Source organism: Streptomyces sp. GL_140 (genome assembly GCF_057834465.1).
The window spans coordinates 4,923,138-4,936,415 of sequence record NZ_CM174404.1 but is presented as its reverse complement, the minus strand read 5'-3'; the positions used below and the strand labels follow the sequence as shown (position 1 = coordinate 4,936,415).

General features: G+C 72.6%; 11 protein-coding genes. 5 read left to right on the top strand and 6 right to left on the bottom strand.

The window, feature by feature from the left end:
• Positions 1–66: 66 nt before the first annotated feature.
• A complete protein-coding gene (locus tag AC3IYJ_RS22925; protein WP_489396651.1) occupies positions 67–939 on the top strand; it encodes a helix-turn-helix domain-containing protein in 873 nt (290 codons plus the stop codon).
• Entirely contained in the window at positions 936–1,181 is a 246-nt protein-coding gene (locus AC3IYJ_RS22920) for a DUF397 domain-containing protein (protein WP_489396650.1), read from the top strand. The genes AC3IYJ_RS22925 and AC3IYJ_RS22920 overlap by 4 nt, the downstream gene beginning before the upstream one ends.
• 47 nt (positions 1,182–1,228) lie before the next feature.
• Here AC3IYJ_RS22920 and AC3IYJ_RS22915 read toward each other — a convergent pair whose 3' ends face one another.
• Positions 1,229–1,738, bottom strand: a complete 510-nt coding sequence (locus tag AC3IYJ_RS22915; RefSeq protein ID WP_489396649.1) for a hypothetical protein — start codon at positions 1,736–1,738, stop codon at positions 1,229–1,231.
• A gap of 1,423 nt (positions 1,739–3,161) precedes the next feature.
• Positions 3,162–4,982, bottom strand: coding sequence for an AMP-dependent synthetase/ligase (locus AC3IYJ_RS22910; RefSeq protein WP_489396648.1), 1,821 nt, complete (start codon positions 4,980–4,982; stop codon positions 3,162–3,164).
• A gap of 118 nt (positions 4,983–5,100) precedes the next feature.
• Between AC3IYJ_RS22910 and AC3IYJ_RS22905 the strand changes: the two genes are divergently transcribed.
• Positions 5,101–6,129, top strand: coding sequence for an AraC family transcriptional regulator (locus tag AC3IYJ_RS22905; RefSeq protein ID WP_489396647.1), 1,029 nt, complete (start codon positions 5,101–5,103; stop codon positions 6,127–6,129).
• A 106-nt stretch (positions 6,130–6,235) separates the two neighbouring features.
• Positions 6,236–7,426 (top strand): lipase family protein, encoded by a 1,191-nt coding sequence (locus tag AC3IYJ_RS22900; RefSeq protein WP_489396646.1) that lies wholly within the window; start codon positions 6,236–6,238, stop codon positions 7,424–7,426.
• Between the two features lie 45 nt (positions 7,427–7,471).
• Here the strand turns inward: AC3IYJ_RS22900 and AC3IYJ_RS22895 are convergent, their stop codons facing one another.
• The 3 genes from AC3IYJ_RS22895 to AC3IYJ_RS22885 all read right to left on the bottom strand — a co-directional run bounded on the left by AC3IYJ_RS22895 (position 7,472) and on the right by AC3IYJ_RS22885 (position 11,737).
• A complete protein-coding gene (locus tag AC3IYJ_RS22895) occupies positions 7,472–9,109 on the bottom strand; it encodes an alpha/beta hydrolase (protein WP_489396645.1) in 1,638 nt (545 codons plus the stop codon).
• Between the two features lie 53 nt (positions 9,110–9,162).
• Positions 9,163–9,642, bottom strand: coding sequence for an NEW3 domain-containing protein (locus AC3IYJ_RS22890; protein WP_489396644.1), 480 nt, complete (start codon positions 9,640–9,642; stop codon positions 9,163–9,165).
• Between the two features lie 187 nt (positions 9,643–9,829).
• Entirely contained in the window at positions 9,830–11,737 is a 1,908-nt protein-coding gene (locus AC3IYJ_RS22885) for an AMP-dependent synthetase/ligase (RefSeq protein ID WP_489396643.1), read from the bottom strand.
• A gap of 163 nt (positions 11,738–11,900) precedes the next feature.
• On the opposite strand from AC3IYJ_RS22885, the gene AC3IYJ_RS22880 reads away from it, so the two are divergent.
• A complete protein-coding gene (locus AC3IYJ_RS22880; RefSeq protein ID WP_489396642.1) occupies positions 11,901–12,497 on the top strand; it encodes a DinB family protein in 597 nt (198 codons plus the stop codon).
• Positions 12,498–12,528: 31 nt separating this feature from the next.
• Here the strand turns inward: AC3IYJ_RS22880 and AC3IYJ_RS22875 are convergent, their stop codons facing one another.
• Positions 12,529–13,245 (bottom strand): TetR/AcrR family transcriptional regulator, encoded by a 717-nt coding sequence (locus AC3IYJ_RS22875; RefSeq protein ID WP_489396641.1) that lies wholly within the window; start codon positions 13,243–13,245, stop codon positions 12,529–12,531.
• Between the last annotated feature and the right edge of the window lie 33 nt (positions 13,246–13,278).

Here is a 13,278-nt window from a genome sequence, read left to right as displayed (position 1 = left end):
GGGGAAACCTCGTAGGACCGGCGGCGGTTGCGTGTACGGCCTGTACGGGTGAGGGCGGTCCATCGTATGAACGACCTGTCGGAGCGCGAGGAGGAGCCGGAGCGGCCCGTAGAGGTCGACGGCACCGCGTACCTCTTCAAGGCGCTCGGCAAAATCATCAAGGTGCTGCGGGAGCGGGCTGGCCTGCAACAGAAGGAACTCGCCGCGCTCGTGCACGTGGGAGAGGACCTGGTGTCCTCCATCGAGCGGGGCGTACGGACACCACAGCCGGACTTCCTGGAGAACGTGGACCGGGCGCTGGGCGCGGGGGGCGTGCTGATCGCGGCGGTCCCGGACGTGAAGGAAGCGCTGAAGCGGGCGCGGACTCGGCATCCGGATTGGTTCCGGGACTACGCGAAGGCGGAGGCCGCGTCCAACGCCGTTCACGACTACAGCTATCAGGGCGTGATGGGGCTCCTGCAGACGGAGGGTCACGCGCGGGCCATCTTCGAGAAGCGTCGCCCGCTCTTCGATGAGGCGGCGATCGAGAAGCGAGTGGCCGACCGACTTGACCGGCAGCAGATCTTCGAACGATGGCCGTCCCCCACCTTCAGCTTCGTCCTCGACGAGAGCCTGTTGATGCGCCCTGTGGGTGGCCCTGCCGTTCACAGAGGCCAACTCCGCAGGTTCCTGGAGATCGGGCGGCTGCGAACGGTGGAGCTCCAGATCATGCCGTTCAGCCGAGGCGAACACGCCGCGATGGAAGGTTCGTTCAGCCTTCTCCATCCCAAGGGGCGCCAACAGATCGCCTACACCGAGACCTACAACCATCCCAACCTGATCACCGATCCCGAACGGGTCCGGATCTACGCCGAGCGCTATGGGATCATCCGGGCACAGGCGCTCACGCCGGACGAGTCCCTGACCCTGATCGAGAAGATGCTGGGAGAAGAGCGATGAACACCACGGACCTGGCCTGGTTCAAGAGCAGCTACAGCGGCGGCGAAGGCGGCCAGTGCCTCGAAGTCGCCTTCGACTGGCGCAAGTCGAGCTACAGCGATGGCGAGGGCGGCAACTGCGTAGAGGTCGCCGACTGCGCCACGGCCATCCACATCCGCGACTCCAAGGTCCCCGCCGGCCCCCAGCTGGCCGTGGCCCCCTCCGCCTGGGCCGAGTTCCTCGGCGGGGTCGCGCGGGCCTGAGCCGATGACGGGAGCGGGGCCGCAGCCCGACGGCTGCGGCCCCGTTCTCACACGCGGCCCGCGATGGCGCGGGCCAGCGGGATCAGGGAGTCGCGCATCTGGTCCGGCGTCTGGGTGAAGGTCTCCATCTCGACGCCGATGATGGCGACGGCGAACTCGACGGAGCCCTTGCGCACGTACAGGGTGCCGTCCTCCTTGCCCGCCTCGAAGTACGCCGCGTCGCCGACGCCTTCCACCTTCTGGGACTGCGGACGGTCCGCCGTGTCCACCGGCAGGCTCGTGAACTGCACGACGACGTAGCGGTCGCGTGCGACGTTCCAGGTGTCGCACTGCCGGATGACGTCGCCCATGCCGTTCGGCGCGCTCTCCCCGGCCGGGCCGCCGAGCGCCGCCGCCACCTCTTCCGTGGTGGCCACCTTGCACGCGTCCGGCGTCTTCTTCGCGGCCGGCTTGTCGGGCGTTCCGGCGTCCGACCCGCCTCCGCCGCCCCCGCACCCGGACAGCGCCACCACGGCGAGCAGGGCACCCATCAAGGCGCCGCGTATCAGTCGAGTCATCGAGATCCCCCCTTGGATCGCGCCATGCTGACAGGGCGTCACACAACCAGGAAGGGACACGTCGATCTTCTGCACTAAAGGGCATCCGGCGCCAGAATCCTGGGCTGCGTTCGCGGGCGGGGTCACGGGAACGGCCTGAGCTGCGGCCGGTCCGGTGCTTCGACAGTCCCTGTGGGCGTCCCTCCAGTCCAGCGTCCTTCCGGACCGGACCGGTCCGTCAAGGGCGCTCCTGCGTCGCGTCGCTGCGCGATGGCCTGCGGCCACCCTTGACCGACCGTCCCGTCCCGGAATGCCACAAGACTTCCGGGATCCCCCCGGGGGATGGCCGGGGGGTCATATGTGGAGGGGCGGCCGTGGTCAGGGAGGTGCGGGGGCGGTCCCGCCGGTCAGCCGACGCCCGGGGGGTCGGAAGCGGCCCGCTGGGCGGGTTTGGGGGGACGGGAAGTTCGGGACATCCACCCGACACCAATCGAGGACCCTTCCCGAGGCCATTGCCCGCCAACCCGCCCGCGAGGACGACCAGATGACCCTCGGCGGCCCTGAGGCGCATCAGATCGCTACACACTGCCACTCGGCTTAGCGACTGACCGCCGTCTGGGGTCTTTCGTGCGTGGAGGCCGCCCACGGCCGTCCGTTGCGCGCCCCGGGACGCGCCTGCGGATCATCCACGTCCACCCCACCCCACGAGGGGGCATTTGTCCCTATTTAGTGGCCTCGCGAGAGACAAACGATCAGCTCTCGGAGCGTGAGGACGAGATCAGCACCCTGAGGCGCCATCACACCCGCAGTCGCCCTCCCCGGGACGCGGACAGTGACCGTCTGCGGCCTGCACCCCCACCACAGACGGCCTGATCGTCGCCATGCGACATCAGCCGCCCCCATAGCCCTTGGCGGCCTATGTCCAGCCCCAGACGGCGGCCAGTCGCTAAGCCGAGTGGCAGTACGTAGCGATCTGACGCGCCTCGAAGCGCGGGAGGGGCTGGTCGTCGTCCTTACGTGTGGGTTGGCGGGCGACGGGCTCGGGAAGGGTCCTCGATCGGTGTCGGGTGGGTGTCCTGAACTCCCCGGCGCCCCCAACCCTGTCCAGGCGGCCTCTCCTGACCGTCCGGACGTCGGCTGACCGGCGGGACCGGGCCCGGGGGCTGCGAACATGCCCGCCCCTCCGTATGTGACCCCCAGGCCATCCCCCGGGGGGATCCCGGGAGTCTTGTGTTTTTCCGTGGTGGGCCGGCCCGTCAAGGGTGGCCGCAGGCCATCGCGTAGCGACGCGACGAAGGAGCGCCCTTGACGGGCCGGCCCACCACGGAAGGACGCTCGACTGCCGGGACGCCCACCGGCACCCGTCAACGCCACCGGCCGGTCCGCAGCTCAGGCCCCGAAACCCCGCCCGTGCGCCCCTCCGCCCCTCGGGCCGGAGCCCCGCTCAGCCGTACAGCTCCTCGATCTCCCGCGCGTACCGCTCCGCCACCGCGCGGCGGCGGAGTTTGAGGGTCGGGGTGAGGGTGCCCGCGTCCACCGTGAACTCCTCGGCCAGGATGCGGAAGGCGCGGACCCGGGCCGGGCGGGAGACCGTGGCGTTGGCCGACTCGACCGCTTCCTCCACGAGGGCCCGTACCGCCGGGTGCGCGGCCGGGGAGGTCTGCGACAGGTCCACCGACTCCCGCGCCGCCCAGGCGGCGATCTCCTCCGCGTCCAGGGTGATCAGGGCCACCGGGTGCGGGCGGCGGTCGCCGATCATGACCGCGCGGGAGACGTAGCGGGAGCCCTGGATGGCGAACTCCAGCTCGGTGGGGGTGATGTTCTTGCCCGCCGAGGTGATGATCAGTTCCTTCTTTCGGCCCGTGATGGAGAGGTAGCCGTCGGCGTCGAGCTCGCCCAGGTCACCGGTGTGGAGCCAGCCGTCCCCGTCCAGCGCCTCCGCCGTCGCGGCGGGGTTGGCGTGGTATCCCGGGAAGATCATCGGGCCCCGCGCCAGGACCTCGCCGTCCCGCGCGATGCGGACCTCGCACCCGGCGATCGGCCGGCCCACCGAGCCGTGGCGGATCCCGGCCGGGTGGTTGAGGCTGATGACTCCGCCCGACTCGGTCATCCCGTAGCCCTCGAACACCGCGATCCCGCAGGCCCGTAGGAAGTCCAAGGTGGCCGGGGCGATCGGGGCCCCGCCCGTCAGCGCCCACTTCAGGCGGCCCCCGAAGGCACCTCTGACCAGGGAGTACAGGGATTTCTCGGCCGCCTCGTAGGCGTCGCGGGACTCCTCGGGCAGGCGGCCCTCCGCCGCCAGCAGCCCCAGCCGGACCGCCCCGGCGAAGCGGTCCGCGCCGCCCTCCTGGGCCTCGGCGAGGGAGAGGACCACCGAGTGGAGCTTCTCGAACAGGCGCGGGACGGAGGGGAGGTGGGTGGGGCGGGCCTCGGCGAGTTCGCCTATGACGTCTTCGATCCGGCCGCCGAAGTAGCAGAGCTCGCCGCCTTCCAGGAGGGTGGTGAACTGGATCAGCTGGGCGAGCAGGTGGGCCAGGGGGAGGTAGAGGTACGTGGAGTCCCCCGGACCGCCCTGGACCAGCGGGAGCGTGGCGTCCTGGATCGCGCCCAGGTTGCCGTGCGTGAGGCGGCAGCCCTTCGGGAGGCCGGTGGTGCCCGAGGTGTAGACGATCGAGGCGTCGGAGCCGGGCTCCACCGAGGCCGCGCGGGCCAGGAGTTCGGCCTCCGGAGCGGCTCCGGGGAGGGAGCGCAGGCCGTCCATGGCCACCACCGCGCGCAGCCCCGGCAGCCGGTCGCGCAGCGCCTCCACCCGCGCCGCCTGCGCCGCGTCGTCGCAGACGGCCACCACCGCCTCCGAGTCCGACAGCACCCAGGCGAGCTCCTCCTCCCCCGCCGTCGGGTACACCGGCACCAGGACGGCCCCCGCCGCCAGGACCCCGAAGTGGGTGTACGTCCACTCCGGGCGGGTCTCCGCGAGCACCGCGACCCGCTCCCCCGCGGCCACCCCCAGGCCGAGCAGGGCGCGCCCGGACTCCCTTACACGGGCGCGCAGTTCCCCGTAGGAGACCGTGGACCAGTCGTCCGGGCCCTCCGGGCCGCCGCCCTTGTGGCGCAGGGCGGTCTCGGCCGCGTACCGCTCGCCGGTCCACTCCGTGAACACCGCCAGCGTCCGCGGCCGCACGGCTCCGCCCGCCGCGCCACCCGACGTGCCGCCCACCGTGTCGCCCGCCTTGCCGCCCACCATGTCGCCCACCGCGTCGCTCATCGGGCCCGCCTCCCCCTCGGTCGTACCGATGACGCTAGGCACCGGGAGGGCGCGAGCGGCATGACCGGAAGCGTCACCCCCGCTGACCCCAGCGCTCAATGCGGCTACCGTCACCCCCATGGGGAGGCGGACGATCACCGTGCACCACGTGCGTGCCGTGCTCGCGGGCGCGCGCCGCAGCGGCATCGACACCGTGCCGCTGCTGCAGGAGGCGCAGATCCCGCCGCTGCTGCTCGGCGACGACCGGGCGCGCGTGACGCCCGCGCAGTTCGCACGGCTGTTCCGGGCGCTGTACCGGACCACGCAGGACGAGTTCCTGGGCCTGTCGGCCGTGCCCAGCCGCCCCGGGACCTTCGCGATGATGTGTTACGCCGCGCTGGGCTGCCGCGACCTGGGCGCGGCGGTGGAGCGGTCGGCCGCGTTCTACGGGCTGTTCCCCGGCGGGCCCGAGCTGGCGCTCGAAGTCGAGGGCGCTCAGGCCCGGTTCACCGTCCGCAACGATTTCGTGCGCGACGAGGAGCGGTTCCTGACCGAGTGCGTGCTGGCCATCTGGCACCGGCTGAGCAGCTGGCTGGTCGGGCACCGGATCCCGCTCCTGTGCGCCTCCTTCGCGTATCCGGCGCCGCCGCACGAGGCGGAGTACGAGATCCTCTTCGGCTGCCCGGTCCGCTTCGGCGAGCCGCGCGCGGGCGCGGGCGCGGCCGTCGCCTTCGACGCGCACTGGCTGACCGCGCCGCTGGTCCGCGAGGAGCCCGCGCTCGACGCGATGCTGCGGCGGGCCCCCTTCGACCTGCTGTCGCGGCCGGAGTACGGGACCACGGTCGCGGAACAGGTCCGCCGGACCCTGACGCAGCGGCTGCGGAACTCGCCGCGGCTCCCGGAGCTCGGGGAGGTGGCGGGGCGCCTGGCGGTGTCCCCGGCCACGCTGCGGCGCAGGCTCCGGGAGGAGGGGACCTCCTTCCAGGAGCTGAAGGACCACGTCCGGCGGGACGCGGCGATCGCGGGGCTGGCGGAGAGCGGCGAGCCCATCGCGGAGCTCGCGGCGCGGCTGGGCTTCTCGGAGGACACCGCCTTCCACCGGGCCTTCCGCCGCTGGACGGGCACGACCCCGGGCGCCTACCGGATCGCTTCGGGGGGGGGTGAATGAGGCCCCGGGTCAGGAAAGGTGAGCTGTGCGGTCAGCGACGTTCTGACAGGTCGGTCACTACGGTCTCCTCACCTGCCCCCACCGGACCCCTTGGGAGAGCCGCCCCATGCGTATCCGAAACTCCGCGCCCATCGCCCGCACCGCACTGGCCGCCGTGGCCGCCCTGGCCCTCTCGGCCGCCCTGCCCGCCACCGCACGAGCCGACACCGACGCCGACTCCGGGGCCGGCGGGGCCACGGCCCGCCCCGGCGACATCGTGAGCACCGCGCCGTCCGCGTTCCACCCGCTTCCCGGCCAGCCCACCAACACCAAGGCCTGGAAGATCCTCTACAACTCGACGACCGCCGACGGCGCCCCGAACGTGGTCTCCGGCACCGTCATCGTCCCGCAGGACGGCCGCACCGGCCCGCGCCCCCTCATCACCTACGCCGTCGGCACCGTCGGCCTCGGCGATTCCTGCGCGCCGAGCAACAACCTCCCCTACGGCACCGCCATGGAGGCCAACCTCATCCAGCAGCTCACCCTGCGCGGCTGGGCCGTGGTCGTCACCGACTACGAGGGCCTGGGCACCCCCGGCCTGCACACCTACACCGTCGGCCCGTCCGCCGGCCACGCCGTCCTCGACGCCGCCCGCGCGGCCACCCGCCTCCCCGAGGCCGGGCTCGCAGCCAACACCCCCGTCGGGATCATGGGTTACTCCCAGGGCGGCCAGGCCAGCAGCTGGGCCGCCGAGCTGCAGGGCTCGTACGCACCGGAGTTGCAGGTCAAGGGCACGGCGACGGGCGGTGTCCCGGCCGACCTGCTCAAGGTTGCCGACTTCAACAACGGCTCCTACGGCTCCGGGCTCATCTTCATGGCCGCCGCCGGCCAGGACGCCGCCTTCCCGGAGCTGGGCCTCGACTCCTACCTCAACCCGGCCGGAAAGGCCCTGGTCAACGGCATGAAGGACGGCTGCGTCGCGATCGACTCCATCGCCGGCTCCTTCAAGCGGATCTCGGACCTGACCTACCGCAACCCGCTCGCGCAGCCGGACTGGCAGGCCCGCCTGAACCAGAGCAAGCTCGGGCGGACCGCTCCGGCCGCGCCCGTGTACCAGTACCACGCGCTCGGCGACGAGCTCATCCCGTACGCCGTCGGGCGCCAGCTGCGCTCCGACTGGTGCGCGAAGGGCGCGAACGTCGAATTCGACACCGTCTGGGTCGGCGAGCACGTCAGCGGCGTGATCACCCACTCCCTGGAGGCCGGGAACTGGCTCGCGGACCGGTTCGCGGGACGCTCGACGCACCCCAACTGCTGACCGACCGCTGACCGACCGCCGACCGACCGCACCGGGTCGCGGCCCTCACTCCCCGGCGGGGCAGGACCGCGTCCCGGACGGCAGCCGGCCGTCGACGAGGAAGCCGTCCACGTAGCCGCGTACGCAGGCCGAGGCCACGTACCCGGTGTGCCCGTCGCCCTTGTAGTCCAGGATCACGGCGTTGCCGAGCCGCTTCGCCGTCTCCTCCGTCCACTCGTACGGGGTCGCCGGGTCGCCGCGGGTGCCGACCAGCAGCATCCGCGGGACCCCCGCCGGGCGGTCGATCTTCCGGATGAAGTCGGTTCCCGCCGGGCGCCCGTAGCAGGACAGGACCGTCATCAGCTGGCGCGGTCCGAAGATCGGAGAGGCGGCCTCGAAGACCGGCTGGAGCGCCTCGATCTCCCGCTCGACCGTCGCCGGGGAGGCCTTGACGTCACCGCGGTCCGGGTCGTCGGCGCAGCTCACGGCGACGAGCGCGGCCTCGGCGTTGTCGGCGGGGACCTTGTCGGCCTGGTCGTCGCCGCCGGTGTCCGGCGGCGGCGGTTCGGTCGGACCGCCGAGCTGCATCAGGCCCACCGGGTCGCGCTCGCGCTCGACGAGCTTGAGGGCGTCCGCGAGGGCCGGCCACAGCTTCTGCGAGTACAGGGCGGTGCCGATCGCCTCGGTCACGTCCTGCCCGGTGAAGCGCATGCCTCCCTCGCCGACGAGCGGCTCGGCGTCGAGCCGGGTGACGAGGGCCTCGACCTTCTCCTTGGCGGTACGGGTGTTCGTGCCGTAGACGCAACCCTTGCGGCGCGCGCACCAGGCGAGGAAGTTCTCCAGGGCCCGCTGCTGGCCGACCGTCGAGCGCAGGGCCTGCTCGGTGAGCGGCTCGCTCAGGGTGTCGACCCCGTCGAGGACCATCCGGCCGGTGTGCCGCGGGAACAGGGCGGCGTAGACCGCGCCGAGGCGCGTCCCGTAGGAGAAGCCGAGGAAGTCGAGCTTCTCCTCGCCGAGGGCCTGGCGGATCACGTCCATGTCCCGGGCCACGCTGACGGTACCGATGTACGGGAGCACGGGCCCGGAGGCCTTCGCGCAGCGCTGGGCCGCGGCGCGCAGCGCGGCGAGCTCGGCGGCGGCGCTGTCGGACGGGGCCGCGGTTGCGGACGGGGCCGCGGTAGCGGAAGGGCCCCGCGTCGGCGCATGGCCGGAGCCGAGCGCGAGCCCGGGGCCGTCGCAGCTGACGGGTTCGCTGAGGCCGACTCCGCGCGGGTCGAAGACGACGAGGTCGTAGCGCTTGTTGAGCTCCGCGAAGGCTTTGGAGTCGGCGGCGAGGGTGGAGACGGCGGGGGCGCCGGGTCCGCCGAAGTTCAGGACCAGCGAGCCGAGCGGCTTGCGGCCGGAGCCGGTTTCGGTGGCGGGCAGCTTCCCCAGGGCCAGCTTGACGCTGCCCTTGCCCGGGTCGTCGTAGTCCAGGGGCACGCGCAGGGTCGCGCAGCGCATCTCGGCGGGGGCGGACTTCCCGGAGCAGTCGCCCCACCGCAGCCGGGGCACACCGGCACGCCCACCGCCACTCGCACTCGGACTCGGGCTGGGACTCGGGCTGGGCCCTGCCGCGAGGCTGCCGCCGAGCAGCAGGGTGGTGGCGCAGACGCCGGCGGCCATCCCCCGGCGGGGTCGGCCACGGGAACGGGAACGGTGCACTGCACCCTCCTCGGGCGACCCCCCGAAACCAGTCAGCTCACCATAAACGGGTCCTAGCCGCCGCGCTGCTCAACCTCGACGATCTCCACCTCGGGCTCCTCGGGCGCCGACCGGCCCGGCATCGAGACGGTCACCTCGGTGGGCAGGGAGTCGCCCGGCTGCAGCCTGACGGTGTCGGAGCTGAAGGTGCTGGTGGCCACGTACCCGTTCGGCCCCTTGACGCGAAGGGTGACGTCGTAGAAGGACGCGCCGCCGCTGTTCACGATGACCATCGGGACCCGGAGCTTGTTCCCGTCCCGGACGGCGGCGTACGCGGCGACGTCCCCCTTCCGGGCCACGACCGGGCCCCAGCCCTCGGTGCCGGGCGGCGGCGCCGTGCTGCTCGGGCCCTCCGTCCGGTGCACGACGGGCGGCGGGCTCTGCGAGGGCGCCGGCTCCTCCGCCTTCGGCGCGGGCCCGCTGTCGCATCCGGCCAGCACGACGGCCAGCGCGACAGCACCGGCCAGCGCGGCGCCCACCCTCAAGACCTTCACCACGGCTCCCCCCGGAGCTCGGGCCCACCCCTGACGACGAACGGGCCGAACGCCGATGATCATACGAGCCCGAGGCCTATTCCAGCCCCGCCGGCGTTTGAGGCGCGGGGTCCGGGGCGGAGCCCCAGGGGCCCGGGCGGAGCCCGGAGCCCGACGGGTCAGGGCGGAGCCCTGGGAACGGGACTCGCTACGGCCGCCGGTACAGGGCCTCGATCTCCCGCTCGTAATCCCGGGCGACAGCCCCCCGCTTCAGCTTCAGCGAAGGCGTCAAGTGCCCCCGCTCCTCCGTGAACTCACCCGCCAGCACCGTGAACCGCCGGATCGACTCCGCCCGCGACACCAGCTGGTTCGCCTCGTCCACCGCCCGCTGCACGTCGGCCCGCAGTTCCTCGTCCCCGACGAGCTGCGCGATCGGCACGCCCTGCTTCTTGTGCATCTGCCGCCAGTGCTGGAGGCCTTCCGGTTCCAGGGTGATCAGCGCGGTCACGTAGGGCCGGTTGTCGCCGACCACCATGCACTGGCCGACCAGCGGGTGGGCCCGTAGCCAGTCCTCCAGCGGGGCGGGGGCCACGTTCTTGCCGCCGCTCGTGATGATCAGGTCCTTCTTGCGGCCGGTGATGGTGAGGTACCCGTCCGCGTCGAGCTCGCCGATGTCCCCGGTGGCCAGCCACTGCTCGCCGCCCACCGGAGGCCCGTTCCAGTACCCCGCGAACACGTGCGGCCCGCACAGCAGTACCTCGCCGTCGTCCGCGATCCGCACCGCCGTGCCCGGCAGCGGCCAGCCCACCGTCCCCAGCCGGGGCCGCAGCGGCGGGGTGATCGTGGCGGCCGCGGTCGTCTCCGTGAGCCCGTAGCCCTCGAAGACCTCGATGCCCGCGCCCGTGTAGAAGGCGGCCAGGCGCCGCCCCAGCGGGGAGCCGCCGCTCAGGATGTACCGGACGCGCCCGCCGAGCGCCGCCCGGATCCGGCGGTACACGAGCGGTTCGTACACCGCCCGCGCCACCCGCAGCCCGATCCCCGGCCGCTTGCCCTCGACCACCTCGCCGAAGCTGCGCGCGATCCGGGCGGCCCGGTCGAAGGACGAGGCCCGGCCCATCCGCTCGGCGGTCGCCCGCGCGGTGTTGTAGACCTTCTCCAGGACGTACGGGATCGCCAGCAGGAAGGTCGGCCGGAAACCGGCCAGGTCCGCCAGCAGCTCCTCGCTGCTGATGCTCGGCGCGTGACCGAGCTTCACCCTTGCCCGCATGCACCCGACGGCCACCATCCGCCCGAAGACGTGCGACAGCGGCAGGAAGAGCAGCGTGGAGGCCGGGTCCTTGCTGACGGAGTTGAAGACGGGGTGCAGCAGCGCCACCGAATTGTCCACTTCGGCAAAGAAGTTGGCGTGCGTCAGCACGCACCCCTTGGGCTGCCCGGTGGTACCGGAGGTGTAGATCAGGGTCGCGACGGACTCCGGCGCGCACCCGGCCCGCCGGTCCCGTACGACCTCGTCGGGCACGTGCTCCCCGGCCTTGACCAGCCGGGCCACCGCGCCCGTGTCGAACTCCCAGAGGTGGCGCAGCCAGGGCAGGTTGGCCCGCTCGGCGCTGATGATCCGCGCCTGCGCGGTGTCCTCGACGGCGCAGGCCACCGCCCCGGAGTCCTGGATGATCCAGCGCGCCTGGATCACGGAGGAGGTCGGGTAGATCGGTACGGTGACCAGCCCGGCCGCCCAGCCCGCGAAGTCCAGCAGCGTCCACTCGTAGGTGGTCCTCGCCATGATGGCCAGCCGGTCCCCGGGCCGCAGCCCCTCGGCGATCAGCCCCTTCGCGACGGCGAGCACCTCGGCGGCGAACTCGGCCGCCGACACGTCCCGCCAGCTCCCGTCCCGCTCCTTTCGGGCGAGCACGGCCTCGCGCGGAGCTTCGGCGGCGTTCTGGAACGGGATGTCCCCGAGGGAGCCCAGCTGCGGGGCGGCCACGAGCGGGGGCACCCACACCTCGCGCACCCGCCCGTCGATCACCGTCTTCCGGGGCTCGACGGGCTCGACGGGCTTGGCGGGCTTGACGGGCTTGACGGACTTGGCGGCTTTGACCAGGCTCGATTCGGCTGTCACGGCGTGCCCTCCTCGGTCGGACGGAGCGTTACCGCCGGTAATCTACTTAGCGGTAACCACGCCTGAACACCCCTGTGCCCCCTTTTTCACCGATGCTCCACGCCGTCACCCCGTGTCGGCGGATATCCGCGGAGAAGGATCGCCGGGTCGGCAGACTGGGCGGATGACCGCATCGGACCCCAAGGCCGACCTGCACTTCTACTTGCAGTCCGCCCGCGACGCCCTGCTCTGGAAGCTCGAAGGACTCTCGGAGTACGACGCCCGCCGCCCCCACACGCCGACCGGAACCAACCTCCTGGGCATGGTCAAACACGCCGCCGGCGTGGAGCTGGGCTACCTCGGCGACACCTTCGGCAGGCCGTTCGACGAGAAGCCGGCCTGGCACAAGGCGGGCACCGAGCCCAACTCGGACATGTGGGCCACCGCCCACGAGTCGCACGAGCACATCGTGGACCTCTACCGCCGGGCGTGGGCGCACTCGGACGCGACGATCGCGGCGCTGCCACTGGACACGGTCGGCACCGTGCCGTGGTGGCCCAGCCGCGACAACCAGGTGACGCTGCACCACGCCGTGGTCCGGGTGATCGCCGACACCCACCGGCACGCCGGCCACGCCGACATCATCCGCGAACTCATCGACGGAGCCGTGGGAATGGCCAAGGGCAACACCAGCATGCCGCCGGGCCACCCGTCCTGGTGGGAGGACTACCGCGACCGCCTGGAGCGGGTGGCCCGCGAAGCCGACGGGGACGTCCGGTAGGCCGACGGAACGCCCCGTAGAGCGACGGCGGTCAGTCGGTGTCGAGGCCGTCGATCAGCCGGTTGAGGAACCGGGTGAAAGTGGCCTCGGGGGTGACGGGACGCCCCGGGGCGGAAATGGCTTCGGCCAGTTCCGGGTGGTGGCCGTCCGTGGCGACGGCGACGAGGTAGCGGACTTCGGCCGCCGCCCGGTCCGGGGACTGCGAGGCTTCGGCCTGCGCGATCTCGTGGCCGACGTGCCCGGCCACGAATCCCGTGAGCTGGGCGAAGATCTCCATCTTCGCCATGCCGTCCAGCCCGGCGGGCCGCATGGCGACGAGCGCGTACTCCAGGAAGGCCAGGGTGTTGGGCCCGGGGACGCGCCGGGTGGCCAGCGCGGCGGGCAGCCAGCGGTGCCGCAGCATGTGGGCGCGCTGGAGGCGGGCGATGGCCTTCAGATCGGCGCGCCAGTCGCCGGTGAGCTCGCCCGTGGTCGGCAGTTCGCCGCTGACGTGGTCGACCATCAGGTGCAGCAGCGTCTCCTTGTCGGGGGCGTAGCTGTAGAGCGACATGACGCCGGCTCCGGCCCGCTCGGCGACCTTCCGCATGGTGACCGCTTCGATCCCCTCGGCGTCCGCCAGGGCGACGGCCGCCTCGGTGATCGCCTCCCGGCTGTAGGTGGGCTTGCGGCCCCTGCGCGGCCGGCCGGAGGCCAGCCAGAGCTGCTGGGGGTCGACGCCCGGGGCGCCGGCCCCTCCGTCACGCGGCATGCTCCACGCTCCTTTCTTGATCGACAGCCCTTG

Bases quoted from the DNA above. Each gene is read 5' to 3' on its own strand.
- AC3IYJ_RS22925 (WP_489396651.1), top strand. From the start codon at position 67: ATGAACGACCTGTCGGAGCGCGAGGAGGAGCCGGAGCGGCCCGTAGAG.
- AC3IYJ_RS22920 (WP_489396650.1), top strand. From the start codon at position 936: ATGAACACCACGGACCTGGCCTGGTTCAAGAGCAGCTACAGCGGCGGC.
- AC3IYJ_RS22915 (WP_489396649.1), bottom strand. From the start codon at position 1,738: ATGACTCGACTGATACGCGGCGCCTTGATGGGTGCCCTGCTCGCCGTG.
- AC3IYJ_RS22910 (WP_489396648.1), bottom strand. From the start codon at position 4,982: ATGAGCGACGCGGTGGGCGACATGGTGGGCGGCAAGGCGGGCGACACG.
- AC3IYJ_RS22905 (WP_489396647.1), top strand. From the start codon at position 5,101: ATGGGGAGGCGGACGATCACCGTGCACCACGTGCGTGCCGTGCTCGCG.
- AC3IYJ_RS22900 (WP_489396646.1), top strand. From the start codon at position 6,236: ATGCGTATCCGAAACTCCGCGCCCATCGCCCGCACCGCACTGGCCGCC.
- AC3IYJ_RS22880 (WP_489396642.1), top strand. From the start codon at position 11,901: ATGACCGCATCGGACCCCAAGGCCGACCTGCACTTCTACTTGCAGTCC.
- AC3IYJ_RS22875 (WP_489396641.1), bottom strand. From the start codon at position 13,245: ATGCCGCGTGACGGAGGGGCCGGCGCCCCGGGCGTCGACCCCCAGCAG.